A 23,387-nucleotide genomic window follows, 5' to 3' on the forward strand; every position below is an offset into this window, starting at 1 on the left:
CTTCGATGGTGCTCGATCGTACGAGTCAGTAGTAGACATAGGAACGTCAACCGGCCGCGCCGCCGAAGTACACGGCGCGCAGTGCGTCTTCGCCGGCACTCGACTCGGAGGTGCGGCCGTCCTGGAGGACAAAGATCCGATCGCACACATCGGACAGTGCGCGAACGTTCTGGTCGACGAGGAGCAGCGAGAGCTGCTCGTCATGGACGATCCTGCTCAAGACCTCCAGCAGGTCGTGCACGATCTTCGGCGCGAGTCCCAGGCTGAGTTCGTCGATCATGAGGACCTTGGGTTGTACGACCAGGCCGCGTGCTAGGGCGACCATCTGCTGTTCACCCCCGCTGAGCGAACCGGCTCGACGCTTGAGTAGTCGCGTCACGGCCGGAAAGACCGAGCCCACATAGTCGATATCGGCGCTCCCGAATCGACGTCCGACCGCTACGCAGGCAACCCGAAGATTCTGCGTGACCGTGAACGACGGCAGCAGTCCGCGACCTTCGGGGACATGGGCGACACCCGCTCGAGCCATGGCCTGGGGCTTGGCATCCATACGTGCGCCGTCGAGCATGACGGTTCCCCGCTGGCGGCTGACGAGTCCGGAAATCGCACGCAGCGTCGTCGTCTTGCCGGCGCCGTTCGGCCCCACCAGGCCGACCACTGTGCCGGGTTCGACGTGCAGGTCCACTTGCTCGAGCACTCGGGCCGAGCCGTACGCAACCGCGAGTGCCTCGACCTGGAGGTGTGCACCGGCCATCAGTTCACCGCCGCCGAGCCGCCGAGGAACACCGCGACGACCTCCTCGCGCCGCGTTACGGAGTCCGGGGGTCCTTCGGCGATGACTCGTCCGAAGTCCAGGGCTGTCGCTGTGTCGGCGACGTCGCGCAGGAAACCGATGTGGTGAGCGATCACGACGACCGTGAGGCCGCGATTGCGTCGGAACGTGTTGATGACCTCGGCTATCCGGTCGATTTCGCCGTGTTCCAGCCCAGCCGTCGGCTCATCGAGCAGGAGCAGGCGCGGAGCCCCCGCGATCGCGCGCGCGATGTCGACCATCTTCTGCTCGGCCAGCGTGAGCTCGGACGCGAGAAGGTTCCGCCGCGCCTGCGGGAAGCCGACGCGGTCAAGTGCTTCCTCTGCCGCGACGCTGGCATGCCGGTCACGGCGCAGCGTCGACGGCAACGGGAGGATGTCGACCAGAGTTGACGACGGAGCGAGGCCATAGGCGCCCAGCTCGACGTTCTCCCGCAGCGTCAGGTCCGGGACGAGCGAGGGGTTCTGGAACGTGCGGCCGACGCCGGCCTGCCGTACTCGGCGGGCCGTCCGGCCAGCGATCGACTCGCCGTGCAATCGGATGTCGCCGGCGTAGCGCTGAATCCCGCTGATGCAGTTGAGTAGCGTCGTCTTGCCCGCTCCGTTTGGACCCATGATGCCGTGAACGGTGTCGTGCTCAACGGTAACGGTGACGCCGTCCAACGCGCGCACGCCACCAAATTCGACGGTCACGCTCTCTACCGCGAGTGGCGCTTCGCCGCCGTCGGAACCGGCCCGTGCTGGTTCCTCGGGTGACGTGACGTGCGTGCGTGCTGATGTGCTGGTCGGTTGTGCCGTGGATCCGTCGACGGCATCGAACTTCTCGGTCCCGCGGGCGATCTCGCTACCCTCGACTTCGACCCCGACGTCGACCCGGCCGTCGGTCGAGGCCCTCAACCGTCGGATCCGGCGACGGATCCGTGCCCACAACGCGTCGACTCCTCCGATGAGTCCCTCGGGCAGGAACACCAACGCGAGCAGCAGGAGGAGGGCGAACACCACATCGCGACTCTGGCCGGTCGAGCGGGTGGCCTCGGTAACGACGGTGAAGAACACCGCGCCGAGGATCGGGCCGACGATACTTCCCATCCCGCCGACGACGACCATCGCGATCAACACGATCGACTCGATGCTTCCAAAGCTGTCCGGCGACAGATAACCGAGGCTCTGCGCGAACACGACTCCAGCCAGGCCGGCGCCGGCGGCGGCGAAGACGAATGCGGATTGCTTCTGTCCGAAGACATTCACACCCATCGACGCAGCGACGGTCTCGTTCATCTTGATGGCGCGCAGCGCCTTCCCAGCTCGGCAGTTCGCATAGCGATAGCTCAGTGCCACAACGACTGCCAGGGTGATCCAGGCGAACCAGAACAGTCCCGGACCGTAGCCGAGCGACGTCGTCCCGATGGCGAGTTCGGTGACAGGGATGCCGTTACCGCCATGGGTCCACCGGCTCAGGGTGGGACCACTGATCAGGGCGACGACGACATAGGCGAAGAAGAAGCTTCCCAGTGCGACACCGACGAACGGCAGCCTGATCATCGCTCCGCCGAGCAAGGCGGCCACAATGGCGCACACAACCACAGCGAGCGGAATCGTGGCCCACACCGACCAGTGGTACTGCGTCGTGAACACCGCTGAGAGATAGGCCCCTATCGCGACGAACCCGAAGTTGCCGAACGTGAGCTGTCCGCCGTAACCGGAGAAGACGTCGAGACTCACCCCGGCGATCGCATAGATCAGGCCGAGCGCCAGCGCTGCCTGAATACGCTCGTCGAGCGAGAACAGCGGCAGGAACGCCAGCAGGATGAGGACGAGCAACGTAACGGGCAGGGTGCCACTGCGCGCTCGCGCCGAGAGTTTCATGGCTTTCCCCTATAGCCGCTCGGCAACTGAGACGCCGAACAATCCGTTGGGCCGGAACAGCAGGAACAGCAGGAACAAGACGAAGATCAGGAACAAGCTGACGTCCGCGTTCCAGTACAAGCTGGTTATCGAGTCGATCAGTCCCACGACAACGCCGCCGACCAGTGCGCCCGGGAGACTGGTGAGCCCGCCGATGACCACCGCGGTGAAGCTGATCAGCAGGTAGGGATCCGCCATCCTCGAGCTCAAGAGTGTCGTCGGCGCGAGCAGCACCCCGACGACGAGCGCGACGAACGACGCCGTCATCCAGGACAACACGGCGAGGCGGCGGACGTTGATGCCCAACATCCGAGCGATCTCGGGACGCTCGGCCAGCGCCAGCAACTTCAGACCGAGGTCCGTCGCGCGGAACACCCAGGCAAACCCCGCGGCGAGTATGGCCGCGACTCCCAGGCTGCCAACATTGAGCCACGTGATCGACGCGGAACCGAGGCGAAACGCTGTTTCGTTCGGGAACAGCGATGGGAACCGATACGGCTCGTTGGCCGCGTAGAGCTGCTGCACGATCGCCACCAGGAGCATGCTCAGCGCCAGCGTGCGAATCGTCAGATTGAGGTGGCCCGCACCCTCCCGCGGCCTGATCACGAGCAGATACACGGCCGCTCCGAATACCGGTGCTACGACGACGCTGATGAAGAACGCGACAACGATGTGCACGCCCAGGTGCACGCAGATCTGGTAGGCGACGAAGGCCAACACCATCGAGAACGTGCCCTGCGCGAAGTTGGCGACCCCGGTCGCCTTGAACAGCAGCACGATGCCGAAGCCGAGCAATCCATAAAGGATCCCCAGCACCAACCCCGAGGCGACTCCTCCGACCAGCAGTTCCATCAGTTCCCCTCGCTAGCTCCAGCCGAGAAACAGACCCGGGTCAGGAGGACAGTTGCACCGTCCCGACCACCGTCGGCTGCCCGTCCTTGATCGTGATGAGGGTGACCGCGGTGTTGCCGAGATGGTTGGTCTCCGTGAACGTGACTGGTGGGATCATCGGCGAGGCGTCCTTGTTCTTCCAGCCTTCGAGTACCTTCGCGAACGAGTCGCGCGTCACGTCATTCCCGGCCTCCTCGAGGCCGGCGACGAAGACCTGTGCCGTCGCGCAACCCCACATCGAGAAGACGTCGATCGGCGTATCCGGCGAGTACTCCTTGACGGCGGCGACACACTCGGCCGCATGCGGGCTCGTCGAGGCGACGGTCGGGTTGGCGACGATCAGCTTGCTGTGGACCGATTTCGGGATGGCATCCAGGAAGCTCGACGCGGCGAGCACGCTGGTCCCGAGCAGGGACTTGGTGGGAAGAGCGTCCTGTTGCACCATCGCCGTGATCAACTGAGCGGCCGGCCCGGCGCTCACCTGCATGGAGATGTAGTCGGGGCGTGCCTGCTTGATCTTGAGCGCGAGGGAGTTGAAGTCCCGCTCGTTCACGGTGACGAGGCTGCCACCCGCGTAGGTCCCGCCGCCCTCGGTCGCGGCGTTCTTGATTCCGTCGATCGTCTCCTGCTGGCCGTCGGCCTGCTGGACAACGGAGTAGACCGACCCCTTGCCCTGCTCACCGAACGCGTAACCGATCGCCGCAGCATGTTGATCACCGTACAGGGGCAGCAGGTTGAACACGTTCTTCTCGGTGAACAGGGCCGGTAGGCCGGCGTACGGGAACAGGAGCAAGGTGTTCGATTGCTGAGCCACCGGGAGCATCGCGGGCGGCTGGATCGTGCCGCATCCGCCAAAGAACGCGAAGACCTTGTCGCGAACGAACTGCCGGGCGTTGGCTAGCGCCTGAGTCGCGTCGTACTGGTCGTCGAGGACCTCGTTCTTGATCTTGCGTCCGTTGACCCCACCGTCCGCGTTCACCTTCTCGAACCAAGCCCACGCGGCGTCACTGATCGGCTTGCAGGCACCGCCGGCCGCCCCCGTCAGCGGGTTGCTGGTCCCCAGCAGGATCTGCGATGAGGTGACGCCCTCGGACCCGCCGCCGCCCTCACCACCGGACGAGCTGGCGCAACCGGCAACAAACATCGTGAGCGCGAGCACCGCGGCGACTGATCGCATTCCGGCCTGCCATCTCGTGATCAACGCTGACCCCTCTCCTCATCTTGCATTGCTGCCGATCAGCTGATGATGAACATCCACTGGTAACTGAGCCGACCGACCAGACGGTCGGGACGATGCCGAGCAAGGTTTCTCCAGTTTGGTGACGAGTGTCAAGTCGTACCTGGCAGCGGCGGTCGGTGGACGAGCCGGAGCGACGAGCTGGTGTCGAGAGTGGACCTCCCGCCGACCTCCCTTGCTGGTCGGCCAGACCGGCATGACCGGAACCGGACGTCTGGAGCTGGCCGGGTTCGACGCCGCGGACATCGGGAGGCTCGCCGAGTTCTACACTCCGCTCATCGGCTGGAGACCGTGCGCAACGGTGGCGACTGGATCACGCTCCGCGTGGGCGACGGCCAGGAGGTCGCGTTTCAGCGCGTCCCCCGGACCACGTCGCGCCCCAGTGGCCCGGACAGCAGCCGCCCCGGCAGGTTCACCAACGCCGACCGGTCAAATGGGGCCTGCTGTTCGAACGCTTCCTCGCCCCGGAAGGCGACGGACCACCGGACATCGACGTGGACATCGAATCCGACCGCCGCGAGGAAGCCATCCAGTACGTCTACGCCAAGCACGGCCGTTGCCACGCCGCTCAGGTCGCCAACGTCATCACCTACCGCGCCCGCTCCGCCGTGCGCGACATGGCCAAAGCCCTCGGCTACTCAACCGGCGAGCAAGACGCCTGATCCAAGCAGATCGACCGCCGGGGCCCGGTCGCGAAGGTCGCGGCCGACGAGGAACACCCGATCCCCGACGATGTGCTCGCGCTGCCCACGAGATCGGCGACGCACCCCGGCACCTCGGCATCCACTCGGGCGGGATGTGATCTGCGATCGGCCGGTGTCCGAGGTGGTGCCGGTGGAGCATGGGCGCAGTCGTCCTTATCCCACTGCAGCACGGTGCGGTCGGCCATCCGAGATGGACGGCATGGCCTCTGCAACCCCGAGGAGAGGAACCATGACCGCCTTTGGCCGACAACGAGCAGTCGGTCGATGTCAAGGCCGTTGCCGATGCGATCACTGGAGCGCTCATCTCCCCGAACTGGGAGTGACCGGAACCTCGAGCCCCGCGAACGTCGTCTATTCACACATGGTGGCTGGTCTTGAAGTGGCGGTTGGCCTGCTGATCGCGTGGTTCGCGCGCGAGGCGGGGCGGGCTTGGACGCGGTTGGACGGCGTCACCGACGAGGCGATGGTTGCCGTCCTGGACAGGCTGCACGATGTGATCATCGGGAAACTGTGCGCAGACTCGGCGATCAAGCAACTCGAGTCCGAGGTGGCCGAGACCGGCGAGGCCGGAACCCGAATCCAGACCCGGGTTCGCCTGGCGCTCGAGGAGGCGGCCGAGCAGGACGAAGCCTTCGCTGATGAGCTGGAGTCCGTCCTCGCCGCCCTCCGCACCGGTGATCATGGCTCCTGGCCGGCCGGGCGGGCGGTCTCCCCGATACTTGGCGGTGGAGCCCCGGCCGAGCCGGCGCCAACCGCACTGCTGCCGGAATGGACGCCACCGCCACCCGTCGCGTACGACCCGAACCTGCAATGGGCGGTGGCCCACGTCTTGGAGCCCGGCGTCGAGCCAAGTGTGGAGCTGCGGAACATTCGGTGTCGAACCGCATCGGCTGGGCAGGCGGGCAGTCCGGACGATGCGGTCACGACGGCACGGGAGGCGCTCGACGCGGCGAACGGCAGCGGTTCGGTAGATGATCTTGTGCTGGCCCACGCCTGGCACGCCACGGCCCTGGCCGACCGTGCCGATCTCGTCGCCGCCCTCGATTCGGCCAGGCGTGCGCTCGCTTGCCGCCGGCCCCTCGGCCGCACGCTGACCGGCGAACTGTTGACCATTCTTGCCGGCGCATCGGATCCGGGCGAGGTGCTCGCGGTACGTTTGGCTCAACTGGACATTGCCCGTGTGGTGGCAGGTAACCATGGCGAGACCCCCGAAATTCTCCGCGATCTCTCCGTCGCCCTGAACAACGTCGGCCGCATCCACGAAACCCGCGGCAACCCCGACGACGCCCTCACCCACTACACCGAAGCCCTCACCATCGCCCGCCGCATCCACACCCAGCACGGCGAAACCCCCCAGGCTCTCCGCGACCTCTCCGTCGCCCTGAACAACCTCGGCCGCATCCACGAAACCCGCGGCAACCCCGACGACGCCCTCACCCACTACACCGAAGCCCTCACCGCCGCCCGCCACATCCACACCCAGCACGGCGAAACCCCCCAGGCCCTCCGCGACCTCGCCATCGCCCTCGAGAACGTCGCCCGCACCCACGAACTACGTGGCGACATCGACGACGCCTTCGCGCATCACACCGAATCCTTGACCATCCGCAACCGCATCCACACCCAGCACGCCGAATCCATTGCCCGCCGTGTCGATACCCCCGAAAACCTCCGCGACCTCGCCATCAGCCTCGAGGACGTCAGGCAGGCCACCGAAACCGGCGGCAAACCCGACGAATTCCTCACCCGCGGCATCGAATCCCTCACCATCGCCCGCCTCAACCACACGCTCTACGGTGAGTCCCCCAAAGCCCTCCGCGACCTCGCCGGCGCCTTGAACCACGTCGCCTTCATCTACGACATGGGCGACAACGTCGACGACGCCCTCACCCACTACACCGAAGCCCTCACCATTGCCCGCCGCGTTCTCACGCACGACGGCGAAAACCCCCAGTCCCTCCACGACCTCGCCTTCGCTCTCGTGAGATTCGCCAGTATCAACGAAAGGTGCGACAGCCTCGACGACGCCCTCGCCCACTTCACCGAAGCCGTCACCATCCGCCGCCGCATCCACACCCACCACGGCGAGATCCCCGAAACCCTCGACAAACTCGCCGATACCCTGTACGACCTCGCCACCTTCTGCGAACGCCACGGCGACCTCGACGACGCCCTCGCCCACTTCACCGAAGCCGTCACCATCCGCCGCCGCATCAGCACCCTCCACGGCGAGACCCCCGAAACCCTCCGCAACCTCGCCTTCGCTCTGGAGACCGTCGGCTATGTCCATCGCAAGCGTGGCGACCTCGACGACTCCTTCACCCACTTCACCGAAGCCCTGACCGTCCGCCGCCGCATCCACACCCACCACGGCGAGACCCCCGAAACCCTCCACGATCTCGCTTACGCCCTGGACATGGTTGGCCGCGTCCACGACAAGCGGGGCAGCCTCGACGATGCCCTCGCCCACCTCACCGAAGCCCTCACCATCGCCCGCCGTGCCCACACCCACCACGGCGAAACCTCCCATGCCCTCCACGACCTCTGCTTCGCCTTGCGCAGCATCGCCGGCATCTACGAAACCCGGGGCAACCTCAACGACGCCCTCACGCACTACATCGAATCCCTCAGCATCGCCCGCCAGATCGACATCCACGACAGCGAAACCCCCCACGGTCTCCGCACCCTCTCCGTCGCCCTGCACCACGTCGGCCGCGTCCACTACGAGCGCGGCAACCTCGACGACGCCCTCACCTACTTCACCGAGACCGTGTCGGTGTACCGGCGGCTACGGGACGAGTACGGGCCGCCGCTGGCCGACGACGGGGAATGGGCGGACCTCTTGCACATGGTCGAGCAGGTGCGGGGGCGACTGGCGGAGCCTCGCGAAGGTTGTTGACGACGTTCGAGGCTGGATGAGTTGTGCTCGCGCTCCGATCCCGGACCACGACCCAGGTCCGCAACACATCGGCATGGGCGGCGTAACGACGTGCGACTGCCGTGAACGCCAACGGCACGGACCCGCCTTTCCAATGCCCGCGGACTGAGAGGTGAGGTTCCCCCAAGATCGTGGAGGCATGGACTATGAGGATCAGCCATGTCGGAGAAGCGACGTCGGTATGACCGGGTGTTTCGTGAGGGAGCGGTCCGGATCGTTCGCGAGACTGGGAAGCCGGTCGCCCAGGTGGCGCGTGACCTTGGGATCGTGGAGCGGACGCTGGGGAATTGGGTCACGCAGGACAAGATCGAACGCGGCGAGCGCGAGGGTCTGAGCAGCGATGACCGGGCGGAGCTGGCGAGGTTGCGGCAGGAGGTCGCGGAGCTGCGGATGGGAGCGTGCTCAAGCGATCCGTGGTCGGGTGGGTGAAGGAGGCGACGCGGTGAGCCTGGCCGTGTTCATCGCCGACCAGAGGACCGGCCACGATGTGCCGCACGCGGTCGCTTGCCGGGCTCTGGATGTGTCGGAGTCACTGTTCTACAAGTGTGTCATCGGAGCAGCGGCGAGCCGAGCTCGACGCGGCCGTCGCGGCGCGGGGTGGTGACGTGGTCGAGGTCGGCTTCCACACCGACCGAGGCTCCACCGACACCGCGCACAGCCTCACCACATGGTGCGCCAGGCTCGGTTTCCGCCCGTCGAAAGTATTGTCCCGGCGCCATTTCAGGACTCGAGAAGAAGCACAACAAGTCATCGTCAATTGGGTCGTCGACTTCTACAATAGGCGACGACGCCACAGTTCCTGTTGTGGCACGAAATCCCCGATCGACTACGAGACCACCGCGGCCAACCAGTCCTCCACGATCTGGGGGGACCTCACAGTCCCGCACTCATCCGAGTGGTTGCGAAGAGCCCTCCGTCGTAGCGAAGTTTCGAGCAGCTCATCGCGAGGCTCCGCCAAGCGCGCCACATCAACAAGAGATGTCACCCTCGACAAGCGATAACCAATCCCCGCGAGTCCCGTTCAGTCCACAGGCGACTTCTGCCCGCCGGCGAGTCAGTCCACGGTACGGGCATGGCTCGCCAGCTCGGCAAGCTGCTGTCGAGTCAGGGCCGTCCCGCGATCAGCCCGTGTCTCACCGTTCGTGAAGCTGACGAGCTCGATCAGCGTCCCGTCAGGATCAGTGCAGAGAACCAGGCGTAGCAGCCACGGACCGACTGGTGCCTCGTGGACCGGACCGACCAGCGGCACACCACGGTCCGCCAGCTCCGCGGCGACCTGGTCGACATCATCGACCTGCAGAGCGACGCGCACGAGTCCGCAATCCTGTGCGCGAAGTGGTGGACGACCGTCGTCGGGCCCACCGATCCACTGCACGAGATCGAGGTACGGGCCACGCTTGGACGCTCCCCAGTAGACCAACGCCGCCCGGTAGGACGGGGCGCCGCGTGAGTCGACTCCCATCACGTTCCGCAGGTCGCTGTCGCCAGAGGCGAAGATCTCGTGGACCTTCGCGCCCAGAACGTCAACGTAGAAATTCAACGACGCCACGAGGTCTCGGCACACGATGTTGACGTGGATGAAGCGCGAAATGGTGATCACGGAAGCCCCTGAGTCATGCCCGCGACGATCAGCGTTCGCGTCGGGAGGATTCCGACTGTAGCGAGCGCTCTATCGGGCAGGCTAACATGGTGTTTGCGGCCGGTGCAAGAACTCGGCGCGCGATTGACGGGACAGGTTGGCCGAACCTAAGCTGGAGCGAGCGCTCCAGTCGAACCGGTAGCAGCGGAGGATCGCGCTCATGACGATGTCCGAGGCCGAGGTCCGATCGTATTTCGATCAGCTCAGCAACTGGGGGCGGTGGGGCGAGGACGATCAGCTGGGCACGCTCAACCTGATCGACGACGCGAAGCGGCTCCAGGCCGCGAGTGCGGTGCGCAGCGGGCGCGGGATCGGCTGTGCTCGCACCCTTTCACCGGTGCGCAGTGAGAGCAATCCACAGCCGATCCTGCATCACATGACGGTAAGCGGAGAAGGCGCGGCACAAACCGGCTTCGCGGCGGCCGCCGACTGGGTCGGATTTGACTTCCATGGTTACGCGGTAACGCATATCGACGCGCCGTCGCACGTGTTCTGGGACGGCAAGATGTTCAACGGCAGACCCGCGAGCACGGTACGCACCGCCTCCGGTGCGCGCGCGGGAAGTGTCGAGCTTGCCCGTGACGGCATCGTCTCGCGCGGCGTCCTGCTCGACTTCCCCCGCCACCGGGGCGTTGCCTACCTCGATCCCGGCGACCCGATCCACGCCGACGAACTCGTGGCGTGCGCCGAGTCCGCCGGGGTCACCATCGAGTCGGGTGACATCGTCCTCGTCTACGTCGGGCGGGACGCGCGGGCACGAGACAAGGGCGTGACGTACCCGGAGGAGCACGGGTCACCCGGGCTGCACGCGAGCACCTTGCCACTACTACGGAAATGGGACGTCGCGGTGGTCGGATCGGATGCCGCCAACGACGTGATGCCGTCAGGTGTCGACTCGATCGCCACACCGATACACGCCGTGGGCATGGTCGCCCTGGGCCTCTGGCTCATCGACAACGCCTACCTCGAGGACCTCTCCGAGGCGTGCGCCGAGGCGTCCCGGTGGACCTTCCAGTTCACCATCGCTCCACTGCGTTTCAAGAACGCGACCGGATCGGCGGTCAACCCCATCGCGGTGCTGTGATGCGTCCGCGGCACCGGATGGCCACGGCCAGGCACGGGGGCGCCAGTGAACGTCGGTGACATCCTCCCCATGCGAGCCGACTACCTGCACCGGCCCGCGCTCTCCGTCGAAGGCGTCGACCCACTGACCTACGGCGACGTTCACGAGCGGCGCAACGTCTACGCCAACGCGCTCCTGGCCGCCGGCGTGGCACCGGGCGACCGGGTCGGGCTGATGCTTCGTAACTGCGTCGACTACTGGCCGCTGCACCTCGCCATCGCGACCATCGGCGCGATCACCGTCCGCATCAACTTCCGGCTCAGCGCCGACGAGCTCGACTACGTCCTCGACGACTCCGGCTGCTCGCTCATCGTGGTCCACGGCGAGCTGCTGTCGACACTGCGACTGTGTCGGCACCGGCACGGCCTGCGCGATGTCGTCGTGGTCGTCGACCGCGACCCCCACGAGATCCCCGACTGGGCCATCGCGGCGCACGAGTGGCTCAGCGGTCAGCCGGCGGACCCGATCCCCACCACCGACCGGACCGGCGAACCGCACATGATCATGTACACGTCCGGCACCACCGGACGGCCCAAGGGCGCCGTCTGGACGCATCGCAGCACGGTCATGTTCGGCGCGATGCAGGTGATGCAATGGGGCGCGACACCGGCACGGGTGGCGATGACGGTGGGGCCGCTGTACCACGTCGGCTCGATGGAGGACGTCCTGCTGCCGACGCTCATGTCCGGTGGGCATGCGGTCATCACGCGCAGCGGCGAGTTCAGCCTGCGACACGCGCTGGAGGTGGCCGCGGCGCTACGCGTGACGGACCTGCTGCTGTTCCCGGCGATGGTCTACGAACTACTCGAGATGGACGACCTCGACCAGCTCGATCTCAGCTCACTGCGGACGCTGCTGACCGGCGGCTCCCCGCTGGTCGACCGAGCGGTCACGCAGTTCGACGCCGCCTTCCCGACAGTCGAGCTGTGGTCGGTGTACGGGCTCACCGAAGGTGGTGGGATCTCGGTCGCCATGAGTCCCCCCGAGGCCCGCGAGCACCCCAGCGCCGCCGGTCGACCACTGCCGCTCGGCGCCGTGCGGATCGAGACCGACGCCGACGCCGGGCCCGGCGTCGGCGGCGAGATCTGCGTGCGTGGACCCAACACCGCCGTGTCGTACTGGAACCGACCGGCCGAGTCCGCGGAGACGTTCGTCGACGGCTGGGTGCACACGGGCGACCTCGGCCGCATCGACGCGAACGGCATCCTCACGGTAACGGGACGCAAGAAGGACATGATCCGCACCGGCGACGAGAACGTGTATGCCGCGGAGGTCGAGCGGGTACTCGCCGCGCACCCCGCGGTGCTGGAGTCGGCGGTCGTCGGCCTGCCCGACGCCCGCTACGGCGAAGCAGTCTGTGCCGTCATCGTCGTTCGCCACGGGGCGGTCCTGTCGCCGTCGGACGTCGTGGCGCACTGCCGGGCGCACCTCGCCGGATACAAGAAGCCGAGATATGTTGCCTTCGTCGCCGACCTTCCCCGCAACGCGACGGCGAAGGTCGTCAAGCATCGACTCCAGGCCATGTTGACCGAAGGGGCGGTGACACCGTTGCCAACGCAGTCGCCGGAGCGATCGTCGGACCCGAAAGGGATGCGATGACCAGCGGTTCCGCCAACCACGACAGCTCGCCCACCGACGACGCCATGCGCGGGGCCGACCGTTGGGCGATATCCGACCTCATGCACCGCTACGCCCGAAGCGTGGACCGCCGCGACTGGGACGGCGTTCGCGGCTGTTACCACCCCGACGCGATCGACGACCACGGTGGATACCGCGGTGACCGAGAGGGCCTGATCGCGTGGATGGTCGAGCGGCATGCCCGGATCGTGCTGTCGATGCATTTCCTGACGAATGTGCTCGTGGAATTCACCGAGCCCGACAGCGCCGTCGTCGAGACCTACTCGATCACTGTTCAACGGACTCCGGCGGCCGACGCGGTACAGTCCCTGCGCATGTACTCGATTCCTGGACTCGATCGAGTGAGCGCCGACAGTACGGTTGAGACCAGGGTGCGCTGCCGGTTCGTCGACGTCGTGACGCGCCGCGGCGGCGACTGGCGAGTCTGGCGACGCACGGTCGTCTACGAGTCGATGGACTACACCGTGCTGACGCCGACGGACTTCGGGCCCTCGTTCGCCACCGGCTCGCGAACCGGTACCGACCCTCTCTGGCGCATCCGTGCCGAATCCTCGTCGCGGCTCGGTACACGCAACCAGGTAATACCCTGACGTACGACCGGGCAGGATAAGGAGAAGGCCGTGCCAAGCACCCGAGCAGTCCGGGCCGAAACCACCGAGTACACCAAGGACCGAATTCTTCGTGTCGCCGCCGAACTGTTCATGCGTCAGGGCTACAGCGGAACCAGCGTCCGCGAGATCGGTCAGCGGGCCGGTATCAGCCAAAGCGCGCTCTATCACCACATCCAGTCGAAGGCACATCTGCTGAAGGCGCTACACCAGCAGTTCATCGTGGAGATGATCGATCGTCTCGAGACAGTCGTCGACACCGACCGCAGCGCACCGGAGAAGCTCCGCGACATCGTCGGCGTCGTCATGAGCATCATCGAGAGCCACCAGCCGGAGGTCACCGTCTTTCTCCGCGAGCAGCACGCCCTGCCACCCGCGATGCGCCGATCGATCGTGAGACAACGAGATCGCGTCGACCAGCTCGTGGACCGGGTCATCCGCGATGGGATGGCGGCGGGCGAGTTGCGTAGCGATGTCGACGTTCGGCTGATCCGCCTCGGCATCCTCGGCATGTGCAACTGGGCGTACCAGTGGTTCCGCTCCGGCGAGAGGTTCTCGAGCGAGGAGATCGCCGCCGCCTTCGGCGTGATCGCCATCGAAGGCATCGTCGAGCCGGAGCCTCGCGGACGCTGACCGCCGGGTTGAACCTGCCCGCTCGCGCGGCTTACCATGCGGTGAACGGAGCGCTCGCTTCACTCGACGTAGCCAGGCACGAGGAGATCCAACGTGACGGGTGCACTCGATGGTCTCCTGGTGATCGAGCTGGGACATGTCCTCGCCGGACCGTTCGCCGCCACCCTGCTGGGCGACTTCGGCGCCGAAGTGATCAAGATCGAGCGTCCCGCCGGAGGCGACGGTCAGCGGACGATGGGGCCCGCGGCCGGCTCCTCCCCGCTCTGGTTCTCCGTTCTCGGACGCAACAAGAAGTCGGTCACGTTGGACATCAAGACACCGGAGGGCAACGAACTGCTCCGGAGGATGCTCGCGCGCGCCGACGTGCTCGTCGAGAACTTCAAGCCGGGAACGTTGGAGCGGCTCGGCTTCTCTCCTGCTGACCTCGAGACGCGCAACCCCGGCCTCGTCGTCCTGCGCATCTCCGGGTTCGGGCAGATCGGCCCGTACAGCGGGCGCCGAGGATTCGGAAAGGTCGCCGAGGCGTTCAGCGGCGCGACCAACCTGACCGGCCAGCCCGACCAGGTCCCCGTCCATCCCGGCTACTCGCTGGGCGATCTGACGGCTGGAATGATGGGCGCCATGGGCGTCCTGCTGGCCTTGCAGTCGAGGCACGCCACCGGCCGGGGTCAGGTCATCGACCTGGCCCTGTACGAGGCGCTGTTCCGCATGATCGAGTGGCAGATACCAATAACCGCGGCGACCGGGAGCAGCATTGCCCGCAGCGGCAACAAGTTCCCCTTCTCGGGGGCGTTCTCCACCGACGTCTATCGAACACGGGACGGGCAGTTCGTCGCCGTGTCCGCGTCGTCGCCGCGACTGATCATGGTGCTCGACACGTTCGTCCGCGAGCGCGTCGCCGGCGTGCCCGAACCGTCCCCGGCACCGGCCCGCGAGCTGACCGATGCCCTCGGGCAATGGATCTCGACCCGCGACGCCGCCGGGGCGATCGACGAACTCGACCGCGCCGGCATCATCGCGGGCCTCGTCAACACACCTGAGGACCTACTCGCCGACCCCCATGTCGCCGCGCGTCGCAATATCGTCACCGTCGCCGACGCGGACGGGACACCGATCTCGATGCCCAACGCGATGCCGTCGCTGAGCCGGACCCCGGGCGAGGTTCACTGGCCGGCGCCAGCTCTGGGCGCCCACACCGACGAAGTCCTGCGGGACCTGCTCGGCGTGTCCACCGACCGGCGCGACGACCTACGCGCCAAGGGCATCATCTAGACCGTCCAGTCGATCACCGGATCGGTGGCCTCGCCACGGAAGACCGGCCGCAGCCGGTCACCGACGCGCAGCGCGTCGAGATTTCCGCGGACGCGCCCCACCAGACGGATGTCAGTGCCGTCGATCGTCACGATGCCGACCGCGTACGGCACCTCGCCGCGCAACGCCGGCAACGAGGTGTGGTGGACGATGGTGAACGTGAACAGCGTCCCGCTCGTGTCCCGCGGCAGCGGAGTCCAGCTCACCTGCCCGGCACGGCAGTAGACGCATCGATCCGACGGTGGCCACACCCACCGTGCACACGCGGCGCACCGCGGTAGGACGATGCGTGCGTCTCGAACTCCCTGGAGGTAGGGCCCGTAGTCACCCGCGACCGCTCGCGACGCCAACTGCTCCATCACCGTCACCCACCGGCCAGTACTGCCGCCGTGCCATCGCCCATGTCCCCGAATCCACAGAGGAACGCCGAACGAGCGTTCGCGACCTGCCGAGGCCCGGCTCGACCCGTCAGCTGTCGCACCGCCTCGACGATCCCGTTCATCCCCGCGAGGTGACCGTCCGAGAGCAGACCGCCGTTCGTGTTGACCGGCAGGTCGCCGCCCGGACCAATCCGTCCGTTCTGGACGAACGCGCCGCCCTCGCCCGCACCACAGAACCCGGCCGCCTCCAGTTGGTGGAGGACCTCGAAGGTGAAGCAGTCGTAGATGTAGGCGAGATCCATCTCGTCAGGCCGCATGCCGGCCATGTCGAAGGCGATCGGGGCGGCACGCCGCAAACCGATGTCGAAGAAGTCCCGCCGGCTGGCGAAACTTGCCGAGCTCTCGGCATGACCTTCTCCGACGCCAGCCAGCGTGACGCGTCGTTCGTGGTCAGCCGCACGCCGCGCCGTCGTCATCACGATCGCGGCCGCGCCGTCACTCTCCAGACAGCAGTCGAACAGGTGGTACGGCTCGGCGATGGGCCGTGACGAGAGGTAGTCCTCCATCGACATCGGCCGGCCATGCATCTGCGCATCCGGATTGAGTCGCGCGAACGCTCGCATGGCGAGCGCGACCTCGCCCAACTGCTCGCGGGTCGTGCCGTACTCGGCCATATGCCGCCGTGCCATCAGCGCGAACCACTGCACTGGCAGCGACATCCCGGCGGGGGCCTCGAGCTGGAGCCGCATCGCCTGCCCCGGAACGATCGCCCGCACCCGGGACTCGACACGCACCTGCGAGCCCCCGTTGCGCGCGACGTACACGACGACGTACCGGGAAACGCAGGCCGCCAGCGCCATCGCCGCGAGCTTGAGGCCGGCCACCGGGCCCGCCCCACCCATCAGTGTGGTCGCCGCCATCCGCACATCGAGCAGTCCGAGCCCCTCGAGCACGTCTTCGGCGGGAGCGCCGAGCGCGTACGGCACGATGCCGTCGACGTCCGCCGCCTCGATGCCGGCGTCGGTGATCGCGGCCGTGATCGCGCGTAGGGCCAGATCCGCCTCCGTCGTCCCACTGTTGCGCGAACACTCGGTTCTGCCCACGCCGACGATGGCCGAAGTGGCCGACAGTGGCGATGGCATGCGACCGGCCTCTCTGTAGCGAGCGCTCCAACGAGGAGCGTATCCGGCCTGGTAGCGCCCGAGCAAGTCCTTGACGTGCGCCGTCGTTCGGTTCTACGTTGGAGCGATCGCTCCACTAGTCGAAGGGCGGCCGTGAACTTCGAGCTCTCCGCCGATCAACTCGCTCTCCGGCAGGTGTGCCGTGACTTCGCGTCGCACGAGATCGAACCGCGCTGGCGGCGGGCCGACGAGAAGTCCGAGTTTCCGCGGGAACTGCTGCACGCCGCCGCCGAGAAGGATCTGCTCGGGCTTTCCATTCCGGGCGAGCACGGCGGCTCGGGACTCGGGATCGTCGAGGACGCGATCCTGGCCGAGGAGACGGCTCGAGTGAACACGAACCTGTCGGCCGCCCTCATGCTCGAGGGTTCGCTGCTACCCGGCCTGATCTCCGGCTTCGGCTCCCCCGAGCTCATCGAGTCGCGCCTTCCGCCGGTCCTGGCGGGAGATGCGATCCTCGCGCTCGCGGTCACCGAGCCGACCGCGGGAAGTGACGTCGCCGCGATTGCCACCCGTGCCAAGCGCGAAGGTTCCAGATGGACGATCACCGGCGAGAAGTGCTTCATTACGCTGGGCGCCGATGCGGACGGACTGCTGGTCCTCGCCCGCGTCGACGAGCCGAACGTCGACGGCCCGATGGCCTTGTTCCTGGTCGACGCACCCACCGAAGGTCTGACGATCACCAAGATGGACCTGATCGCCAGCCGCCCCATCCCCACCGCTCAACTCTTTTTCGACAGCGTCCACGTTCCGGAGGCGCAGCGGCTGAATGCCGGGTTCCGCGAGGTGCTGAACGTCTTCAACAAGGAACGCATCATCGTCGCCTCGCGGTGGGTGGGCCACTCCATCGCGATGTTCGACTGGGCGCTGGAGTACGCGACGACTCGTGAGCAGTTCGGCAAGCGCATCGGGGACTTCCAGAGCATCGCGTTCGGATTCGCGGACTGCCGGACCGAGATCGAATCCGCTCGGCTCCTGGTGCACCGGGCGGCGTGGGCCTGGGACTCGCGGCGGCCCAAGGACGAGGTGGCCGCGGCGTCCTCATACGCCAAGCTCGCCGCCACCAGAGCGGCGAAGTCCGTGTCCGACTTCGCACTGCACGTCGGAGGCGGCTGGGCACTCGTCAACAACGAACTGCCCATCGCGCGGATGGCGATCGACTCGTGGGTGGCGCCGGTCGCGGGCGGCAGTTTCGAGATCCAGCGCCGAATCATCGCGCGTCAGCTGGGGCTGCGTCCGGAGTGACGACGAACCACCCACGGGGGCGTTACTTCGAGGATCTCGCGGTCGGGGAGGTCTTCGTCAGCGACGTCCACGAGGTGACGGCGGACCAGATCCGCGATTTCGCGCGGCTCATGGGCGAAACCAACCCACTCCACGTGGATCCCGAGTTCGCCCGCCGGTCCCGCTTCGGCACGATCATCGCCAGCGGCTCATTCGGTCTGACCCTGGCGATCAGCTTGATCGACGAGCTCGAAGTGTTCCATGGCACGGCCGTGGCCGCATTGGGCATCGAGAGCTGGCGATTCGGTATGCCGGTGGTCGCCGGCGCACGGCTACGCTCGCGCATGCGCATCGACGAGCTACGACCACGCGACCACGTACCCGACACCGGCATCGTCGTTCGCTACTTCGAGTTGGTCGACACCGACGACACGATCGTGCAGAGCGGCCTGGCGCCGCTGCTCGTCGAGCGTCAGCGGTGACCAACCGCGCGGCACGCACCGACTACGGGGACTCCGGCACGAAGTCGACCGCTCTCGTCACGCTGCGCCCGTCGCCGAAGCCGGGCACGACCATGGTCTGCGGCCCGCTCCCGCCGGCAACGGCAACGCAGACGTCCTCCCAGGTCTCGACGATCGGAATCGTGCTCGTCTCGATCAGCAGGCGGTACTCGTGGCTACGCCAGTCGAGCAGGCATTCGCGAATGCTCTGCGGGATGGCCGCCACGGGGACGGTCGAGTTCTGCGCGATCGCCCGGCGAACCTCGTTCTTCGACAGACCGTCGCGAGCCAGGATGTGGGCGTGCTCTGGGGAGAGGACCACGAGCAGGTCGCCCTTGCCAACCTGAAGGTTGTTGCTGCCCACCATCCCCATCGTGCCGGTGATGGCCATGAGCAGTTCGGTCGCCGTGCTGCTGCCGACGTCCAGCACGTTCACATAGCTGGCCGCCTGAAACACCGTCACGGCAGGGGTTTGCGTCGGCACACCGCGGTCGACGCTCAGTGGCGCCCACGGGCTGACGGCCTCGTTCTCGGCGAAGGCGGATCCGAACTTGCCGGGGTGCCCCTGGGTCGCCATGTCGGTGAGGCCCGGAAATGCGAGTCCGATGTTGGTCAGGCAGAAGCGCACCGCACGACCGAGCGTGGCGTTCGCGCGGTTGCCCTGGCCGAGGCAGTTGTGGCCGGCGTTGAAGGCCGGCACGCCGTCCCGCGGGCCGTTGACGACGATGATCGGCGACACGGGATTGGTCGTGGCCTGTACGGCCGCCAGGTTGTACTCGGGATCGACGAGCGCGAGTACCGCGGCCCAGACGTAGGGAAACAGCGCCGGCTCGGCTCCTGCCATCACCGCGTTCGCCGCGACCAGCTCCGGTGTGACATCGCCGTAGCCCGGGGCCATCGTGCCGAAGGCTCGATGGCGAACAGCCGCGAACGGGCCCAGCATGCCGTCGACCCGCTGCTCGGTCGGCGCGACGACCGGCAGGCCGTCCGTCCAGCCGCGCTCACCGGCCCAGTCCGTGAATCCGACGTCGTCGGTGTCGCCGAGCTCGATCAGGTCGGCCGCGTCAACGCTCATCTCGCAAAGACAACCTTCCTACTTGTCATGGCCTTGCCGTGGCGCCGTCAGACGGTCAGCAGGACCAGGATCTGACGGAACAGCTCCTCGACCCGCTGATCGAGCTCGTCGGCAGTGATGCCACCGATCGGATGGGCACACACCGCAAGGAGCGGATCCTCCAGCCCGAGTGCGCTCGACCGCGCGCGAGCCATCTGCTCGAAGGCGTCGCTGCACACACCGATCGCCGGTACCCCACGCTTCTCCAGCTCTACGACGTCGTGGAGACCCCACGCAGTGCACGAGCCTCAATCGGCGGACGCGAAGATGACCGCTCCGCACTGCTCGGCCAGCGTGCGCAGGACGGGTTCCGGTGCGGGACTGCCCGGCCGGGGCTTCTCGCGCAGGAGCACGTCGCGGAGTCCGAAATGCTCGCGTAGTCGCTCGCCGAGCCGGGTCACGATGACGTCCGCGTTCGGCTTGCTGTTGTCCAGCAAACCCAGCACGCCACCCCGCAGGTCGGGGATGGCGGTCACCCGCTTCGTCCGTTCCGGCGGAACGGCTCGCACGTTGACGATCCGCATGTGCTCTCCAGACTCCTACTCGACGACGACCAGGGTTATCGACGGCACGAAGATGATCAGGAGGATCGCGATCACCAGGACGGTGTCGTAGACGATCGTCGCCCGTATCGCACGCTGCGGCGGGATACCAACCATCGCGCACGTGGTGTAGTACGCGATCCCGAACGGTGGCAGGAACGCGCCGAGTCCCATCGAGAGCAGCAGGACGATCCCATAGTGCAGCGGTTCGATGCCCAGCGTGGCGCTGATCGGGAACAGCAGCGGCGCCATGATCACGATCGCGGGCAGGCCTTCCATGATCGAGCCGAGCACGACCAGCGCGAGGAAGCTCACGAACAGGAAGAGAATCTTGTCGCCGTCGAACGTCGACGCCAGGGCGGCGACGTCCTGTGGAATACCGTAGATGTTGAGCGCGTGGACGAGGATCGAGGACGTGCCGAGCAGGAACAGGAGCATTCCCGACTGGGATGCCTCCCGGGCGACCACTCTGGCCGTCGAGGCGGTCTTCACCCGGTACACGAGGATCAGGAGCAGGAGTCCGTAGACCACGGCCATCGATCCCGCTTCGACCGGGGTCGCGAATCCGCCGATGATCCCGACGAACACGATGGCGGGCATGCCGAGCGGCAGGATCGCGGATGCCGCGTGGCGGCGAACCTGACGCCAGGTCGGCTTCTCCGCGGCGGGCCTGATGTTCGCCCGCACGGCGCGTATGTAGATCGCCACCATCAGAATGAGACCGACGGTGGCCGCGGGGAGCAGGCCCGCCTTGAACAACTCGGTCGTCGACACCGAGCTGACCGACGCCAGGACGAGCATGGCCAGACTCGGCGGTATCGTCTCGCCCATCACGGCACCAGCGTTGAGCACGCCGACGACCTCACCGTCGTCGTGTCCGCTCGCGCGCATCGCGGGCTTCGCCACCGGGGCCACCGCGGCGATGTCGGCGATCTTGGCCCCGCTCAGTCCGGAAACCAGGTACATCGCGGCGACTGCCGCCATCCCGGATCCGCCCCGCACACGTCCCGCCACGTCACCGACGATGTTGAGCAGCCGCTCGGAAACGCCACCGGAAGCGAGCATTCCGCCGGTGAGCAGGAACAGCGGCAGCGCGAGCAGGATGAACGAGTTCATGCCCGCGACGAGTTCCTGCGGAATGATGACCGCGTTCGGCGGATGCGGCGCGACGAGGAGCAACAACGACCCGACGATCCCGAAGACGAACGCGAGCGGTATCCCGAGGAACATCAGGATGAGGAACAGCACGGCACCGAGCCCGAGGACCGCCTTGCCCTGCTCGCCCGTCAGGCCGGCGGCGCTCGCCACGAACGCCACCGCCAGGACGGCGGTGACCGCCACTCCCCCCAGGACGTCCCGGATTCGGATGTCGGCGAGACGGATCAGTGCGACGACCGCGGTGATCGCGGCGCCGGCGGCGACCGGGACGTAGAGCACGCTCTCGAGCCACCGGCTCACCGGCAGTCGAGACTCGGTGACGCTGGCCAGCCTGATGGCGTAGAAGCCACAGATCACCGAAAAGGCGAGCACGGACAGCTCGGACACCGCGCTGATCACCGGACGCAGCCGGACGGGCCACCGGTCGGCGAAAATGTTCAAGCTGATGTGCCCGCCGCGCACGTAGGCGTACCCGCTGCCGAGCACGCCGAGACCGACGAGCCCGACGCTCGCGATCTCGTTGGCCTCCACGATCGCGTTCGGGGCGAAGTGCCGGTACACGACCGTGAAGAACAGGAACAGGGCCTCCCCGAGGAGGAGGACTCCACACAGCACGCTGAGAGCGGTGGTGAGCAGGCGAACATGGTGCGGCGTGTCGGTGGTCGCCGCGCTCTCGTCGTCGCCGACCACCGCGGACGTTTCTACGGTAGGCGCGTTCTCGACGGTGTCCGACACCAGGCCTCCGCTCCTGTACGTCCGTGCAAACTGGACTGCCGACCGGCTATTCGGGCTTGAGCTGCTCGTACAGGTCCTGGACATCCGAGTCCTGGGCCAACGTCTCGGCGACCGGCTGGAGCAGCTCTCTCATCGAGGACTGGTCGACATCGCTGATCTCGACACCGTTGCTCCGCAGTGAGTCGATCGATTTCGTCGTGGACTCCGCGGTCGCGGTCCACTGTGCCTCTTCACCGCTCTTCGCGTTGTCGACGAGGATCTTCTGGAGATCAGCCGGAAGTCTGTTGAACTCGTCAAGGTTGACCACGAGCATCATCAGGCCGAGCAGGTGGTTCGTCGAGTAGAAGTGCTGCGCCACCTCGTCGAGGTTGAACTGCAGGAGAATGTCCGGCGATGCCTCGACCGCGTCGACGACACCACTCTGCATCGAGGTGAAGACCTCGGTGAAGTCGATCGGCACGGCGTTGGCACCGAGCTCCTGGAGGGTCTTGATGTAGAGCTGCGAGCTCGGCACCCGGACCTTGAGCCCATCCATGTGCAACGGGTCGACCTGCCTCGTGCTCAGCAGGCCGCGGAACCCCAGGGTGTGCCAGGCAAGGACCTTCATGCGCTGATCCTCGATGCGCTTTTCGAGCTCCTGCCCCACCGGGCCGTTGAGCGCGGTCAACGCCTCGTCGGTGTCCACGAAGTTGCCGGGCAGGTCGATAACGCCGACCGATGGGACCTTACTCTCCACAATCGCGGTCGAGAGTTGAGCGCCGTCCAGGCTGCCGGTGCTGACCTGATCCAACGTCCCCGGCTCGGTACCGAGCTGACCGTCGGGGAACACCTCGAGCTTGAGGCGCCCATCGGAGTCGGCCTCGACATCCTTGGCCAGCACGTTCAGCGCCTCCATCCCGGCGCTGTCGGCAGTGAGCGTCGTGGCGATCCGGAGCGAGAACGTGCCGCCCGAGCCTTCGTCGCCGGAGCTGCTTCCACACGCGGACGTCAGGGCGACTACTCCGGCGAGAGCAACTGCGCACGAGGTTCGCCATACACGACTGGACATAGCCGGCTCCCCATTGAACGAGTCGAGGTGTCAATCGTCAATTAGTCGTCGATTAGTCGCCGAGCCCTGTG

The 23,387-nt window shown here is 66.8% G+C and carries 21 protein-coding genes and 2 pseudogenes; 11 read left to right on the forward strand and 12 right to left on the reverse strand.

Annotation, left to right across the window (positions count from 1 at the left end; all coding sequences use genetic code 11):
* Window positions 1–46: 46 nt before the first annotated feature.
* The 4 genes from ACRDTB_RS01305 to ACRDTB_RS01320 are packed head-to-tail and all read right to left on the reverse strand — an operon-like array spanning window position 47 to window position 4,783.
* Window positions 47–754, reverse strand: a complete 708-nt coding sequence (locus tag ACRDTB_RS01305) for an ABC transporter ATP-binding protein (protein WP_431427967.1) — start codon at window positions 752–754, stop codon at window positions 47–49.
* A complete protein-coding gene (locus ACRDTB_RS01310) occupies window positions 754–2,676 on the reverse strand; it encodes a branched-chain amino acid ABC transporter ATP-binding protein/permease (RefSeq protein WP_431427968.1) in 1,923 nt (640 codons plus the stop codon). Before ACRDTB_RS01310 ends, ACRDTB_RS01305 begins: the two co-directional genes overlap by 1 nt.
* Window positions 2,677–2,685: 9 nt before the next feature.
* Window positions 2,686–3,567 carry a branched-chain amino acid ABC transporter permease gene (locus ACRDTB_RS01315; protein ID WP_431427969.1) on the reverse strand — a complete coding sequence of 294 codons (882 nt, stop codon included), beginning with the start codon at window positions 3,565–3,567 and terminating at the stop codon, window positions 2,686–2,688.
* 40 nt (window positions 3,568–3,607) lie between these two features.
* Window positions 3,608–4,783 carry an ABC transporter substrate-binding protein gene (locus tag ACRDTB_RS01320; RefSeq protein ID WP_431427971.1) on the reverse strand — a complete coding sequence of 392 codons (1,176 nt, stop codon included), beginning with the start codon at window positions 4,781–4,783 and terminating at the stop codon, window positions 3,608–3,610.
* 485 nt (window positions 4,784–5,268) lie between these two features.
* Here ACRDTB_RS01320 and ACRDTB_RS01325 point away from each other — a divergent pair.
* From ACRDTB_RS01325 to ACRDTB_RS01340, 4 genes and pseudogenes are all read left to right on the forward strand, one after another.
* A pseudogene (locus ACRDTB_RS01325) lies at window positions 5,269–5,692 on the forward strand (error-prone DNA polymerase); the annotation flags it as partial.
* Window positions 5,693–5,866: 174 nt separating this feature from the next.
* Entirely contained in the window at window positions 5,867–8,446 is a 2,580-nt protein-coding gene (locus tag ACRDTB_RS01330; RefSeq protein ID WP_431428066.1) for a tetratricopeptide repeat protein, read from the forward strand.
* A gap of 198 nt (window positions 8,447–8,644) precedes the next feature.
* Window positions 8,645–8,914 (forward strand): transposase, encoded by a 270-nt coding sequence (locus tag ACRDTB_RS01335; RefSeq protein WP_431427972.1) that lies wholly within the window; start codon window positions 8,645–8,647, stop codon window positions 8,912–8,914.
* Between the two features lie 176 nt (window positions 8,915–9,090).
* Window positions 9,091–9,486: an IS3 family transposase gene (locus tag ACRDTB_RS01340; protein WP_431428067.1), complete on the forward strand. Its 396-nt coding sequence runs from the start codon at window positions 9,091–9,093 to the stop codon at window positions 9,484–9,486.
* Between the two features lie 53 nt (window positions 9,487–9,539).
* Here ACRDTB_RS01340 and ACRDTB_RS01345 read toward each other — a convergent pair whose 3' ends face one another.
* On the reverse strand, window positions 9,540–10,085 hold the full coding sequence (locus ACRDTB_RS01345; RefSeq protein WP_431427973.1) for a VOC family protein: 546 nt from the start codon (window positions 10,083–10,085) through the stop codon (window positions 9,540–9,542).
* Window positions 10,086–10,290: 205 nt separating this feature from the next.
* On the opposite strand from ACRDTB_RS01345, the gene ACRDTB_RS01350 reads away from it, so the two are divergent.
* The 5 genes from ACRDTB_RS01350 (at window position 10,291) to ACRDTB_RS01370 (ending at window position 15,398) form a co-directional block, all read left to right on the forward strand.
* Window positions 10,291–11,208 (forward strand): cyclase family protein, encoded by a 918-nt coding sequence (locus ACRDTB_RS01350; RefSeq protein ID WP_431427974.1) that lies wholly within the window; start codon window positions 10,291–10,293, stop codon window positions 11,206–11,208.
* A 69-nt stretch (window positions 11,209–11,277) separates the two neighbouring features.
* Window positions 11,278–12,846, forward strand: a complete 1,569-nt coding sequence (locus tag ACRDTB_RS01355; protein WP_431427975.1) for a class I adenylate-forming enzyme family protein — start codon at window positions 11,278–11,280, stop codon at window positions 12,844–12,846.
* A 44-nt stretch (window positions 12,847–12,890) separates the two neighbouring features.
* Window positions 12,891–13,475 (forward strand): nuclear transport factor 2 family protein, encoded by a 585-nt coding sequence (locus ACRDTB_RS01360; protein ID WP_431428068.1) that lies wholly within the window; start codon window positions 12,891–12,893, stop codon window positions 13,473–13,475.
* A gap of 30 nt (window positions 13,476–13,505) precedes the next feature.
* Window positions 13,506–14,126 carry a TetR/AcrR family transcriptional regulator gene (locus ACRDTB_RS01365; protein ID WP_431427976.1) on the forward strand — a complete coding sequence of 207 codons (621 nt, stop codon included), beginning with the start codon at window positions 13,506–13,508 and terminating at the stop codon, window positions 14,124–14,126.
* Between the two features lie 93 nt (window positions 14,127–14,219).
* Window positions 14,220–15,398 (forward strand): CaiB/BaiF CoA transferase family protein, encoded by a 1,179-nt coding sequence (locus ACRDTB_RS01370; protein WP_431427977.1) that lies wholly within the window; start codon window positions 14,220–14,222, stop codon window positions 15,396–15,398.
* Here the strand turns inward: ACRDTB_RS01370 and ACRDTB_RS01375 are convergent.
* The 3 genes and pseudogenes from ACRDTB_RS01375 to ACRDTB_RS01385 all read right to left on the reverse strand — a co-directional run bounded on the left by ACRDTB_RS01375 (window position 15,395) and on the right by ACRDTB_RS01385 (window position 16,920).
* Complete coding sequence (locus ACRDTB_RS01375; protein ID WP_431428069.1) at window positions 15,395–15,643, reverse strand: Zn-ribbon domain-containing OB-fold protein; 249 nt, start codon at window positions 15,641–15,643, stop codon at window positions 15,395–15,397. The genes ACRDTB_RS01370 and ACRDTB_RS01375 overlap by 4 nt on opposite strands.
* A gap of 9 nt (window positions 15,644–15,652) precedes the next feature.
* Window positions 15,653–15,796: pseudogene (locus ACRDTB_RS01380) on the reverse strand (zinc ribbon domain-containing protein); the annotation flags it as partial.
* Between the two features lie 5 nt (window positions 15,797–15,801).
* Window positions 15,802–16,920, reverse strand: a complete 1,119-nt coding sequence (locus ACRDTB_RS01385; protein ID WP_431427978.1) for a thiolase C-terminal domain-containing protein — start codon at window positions 16,918–16,920, stop codon at window positions 15,802–15,804.
* Window positions 16,921–17,091: 171 nt separating this feature from the next.
* On the opposite strand from ACRDTB_RS01385, the gene ACRDTB_RS01390 reads away from it, so the two are divergent.
* Together ACRDTB_RS01390 and ACRDTB_RS01395 are read left to right on the forward strand one after the other, a co-directional pair.
* Entirely contained in the window at window positions 17,092–18,240 is a 1,149-nt protein-coding gene (locus tag ACRDTB_RS01390) for an acyl-CoA dehydrogenase family protein (protein ID WP_431427979.1), read from the forward strand.
* Window positions 18,237–18,701: a MaoC family dehydratase gene (locus ACRDTB_RS01395; RefSeq protein WP_431427980.1), complete on the forward strand. Its 465-nt coding sequence runs from the start codon at window positions 18,237–18,239 to the stop codon at window positions 18,699–18,701. The genes ACRDTB_RS01390 and ACRDTB_RS01395 overlap by 4 nt, the downstream gene beginning before the upstream one ends.
* Window positions 18,702–18,723: 22 nt before the next feature.
* Here ACRDTB_RS01395 and ACRDTB_RS01400 read toward each other — a convergent pair whose 3' ends face one another.
* From ACRDTB_RS01400 to ACRDTB_RS01415, 4 genes are read right to left on the reverse strand one after another with little or no spacing between them, the layout of a single operon-like run.
* Window positions 18,724–19,794, reverse strand: coding sequence for a hypothetical protein (locus ACRDTB_RS01400; protein ID WP_431427981.1), 1,071 nt, complete (start codon window positions 19,792–19,794; stop codon window positions 18,724–18,726).
* A 47-nt stretch (window positions 19,795–19,841) separates the two neighbouring features.
* Window positions 19,842–20,357, reverse strand: coding sequence for a UGSC family (seleno)protein (locus tag ACRDTB_RS01405; protein WP_431427982.1), 516 nt, complete (start codon window positions 20,355–20,357; stop codon window positions 19,842–19,844).
* A 15-nt stretch (window positions 20,358–20,372) separates the two neighbouring features.
* The gene (locus tag ACRDTB_RS01410) at window positions 20,373–22,268 is read right to left on the reverse strand and encodes a TRAP transporter large permease subunit (RefSeq protein WP_431427983.1); all 1,896 of its coding nucleotides are present in this window, start codon (window positions 22,266–22,268) and stop codon (window positions 20,373–20,375) included.
* A gap of 46 nt (window positions 22,269–22,314) precedes the next feature.
* Complete coding sequence (locus tag ACRDTB_RS01415) at window positions 22,315–23,316, reverse strand: TRAP transporter substrate-binding protein (protein WP_431427984.1); 1,002 nt, start codon at window positions 23,314–23,316, stop codon at window positions 22,315–22,317.
* Between the last annotated feature and the right edge of the window lie 71 nt (window positions 23,317–23,387).

Origin of the sequence: Actinophytocola sp. (assembly GCF_050699935.1) — a bacterium.
In the GTDB taxonomy this organism is placed as follows: Bacteria; Actinomycetota; Actinomycetes; order Mycobacteriales; family Pseudonocardiaceae; genus Actinophytocola.

Coding starts and splice junctions, on each gene's coding strand:
- ACRDTB_RS01305 (WP_431427967.1), bottom strand. CDS start 754: ATGGCCGGTGCACACCTCCAGGTCGAGGCACTCGCGGTTGCGTACGGC.
- ACRDTB_RS01310 (WP_431427968.1), bottom strand. CDS start 2,676: ATGAAACTCTCGGCGCGAGCGCGCAGTGGCACCCTGCCCGTTACGTTG.
- ACRDTB_RS01315 (WP_431427969.1), bottom strand. CDS start 3,567: ATGGAACTGCTGGTCGGAGGAGTCGCCTCGGGGTTGGTGCTGGGGATC.
- ACRDTB_RS01320 (WP_431427971.1), bottom strand. CDS start 4,783: ATGCGATCAGTCGCCGCGGTGCTCGCGCTCACGATGTTTGTTGCCGGT.
- ACRDTB_RS01335 (WP_431427972.1), top strand. CDS start 8,645: ATGTCGGAGAAGCGACGTCGGTATGACCGGGTGTTTCGTGAGGGAGCG.
- ACRDTB_RS01350 (WP_431427974.1), top strand. CDS start 10,291: ATGTCCGAGGCCGAGGTCCGATCGTATTTCGATCAGCTCAGCAACTGG.
- ACRDTB_RS01355 (WP_431427975.1), top strand. CDS start 11,278: ATGCGAGCCGACTACCTGCACCGGCCCGCGCTCTCCGTCGAAGGCGTC.
- ACRDTB_RS01360 (WP_431428068.1), top strand. CDS start 12,891: ATGCGCGGGGCCGACCGTTGGGCGATATCCGACCTCATGCACCGCTAC.
- ACRDTB_RS01400 (WP_431427981.1), bottom strand. CDS start 19,794: ATGAGCGTTGACGCGGCCGACCTGATCGAGCTCGGCGACACCGACGAC.
- ACRDTB_RS01415 (WP_431427984.1), bottom strand. CDS start 23,316: ATGTCCAGTCGTGTATGGCGAACCTCGTGCGCAGTTGCTCTCGCCGGA.